The following is a 555-nucleotide window of genomic DNA, read 5'->3' as shown; positions in this document are numbered from 1 at the left end:
AAGACTTTCGGTTCGAAGCTCTGTTTCTGGGCGCTCCATTTTTGCGTAGTAAAGGAGTTCTTCGACCATTTCTTCCATCTCATCAATGTCTTCAACGATGCTATTTACGTACTTTGTCTGTTGTTCATTTAGAGAGGAGTCGGCGAGTAAATCAGCCTGCCATTGCAAGCGAAAAATTGGTGTGCGTAGCTCGTGAGCAACCGCATTGGTGAGCATTTTATTGCTGGTAATGAGTCGAGAGACTTTATCGGCCATGTTATTGAAGCTTTTGTTCAATGTGCCAACCGATTTGGCGCTGGCCGTGCTTGCGCGTGCTTTGAAATTACCAGACGCAAATTCGACGGTGACTCTTTCTAGTTCACGAATTCTGCGGCTTAAAAACCAGATCAGCAAAACACAGTAAAGCGCGAAACCAGCGATGAAGAATATCCACACCATGTTGTCGTCGAAATTGACGGCTTGAATGATAGGACTATTCGGGTTATCGCTAATTTTGAAAAAGGGAGTGCTCTCGTCGAAGCGAAACCAAAAATCCCGTTCATCATCAAAGGCGAT

The 555-nt window shown here is 44.9% G+C and carries 1 protein-coding gene; it reads right to left on the bottom strand.

What is annotated here, in order from left to right:
• A partial coding sequence (locus tag R7Z77_RS27655; RefSeq protein ID WP_318137347.1) for a histidine kinase dimerization/phospho-acceptor domain-containing protein occupies positions 1-555 on the bottom strand: 555 nt, incomplete at both ends.

The sequence above is a fragment of the Vibrio sp. 1401 genome (assembly GCF_033340295.1).
This window is presented reverse-complemented; position numbering and strand designations above follow the sequence as displayed.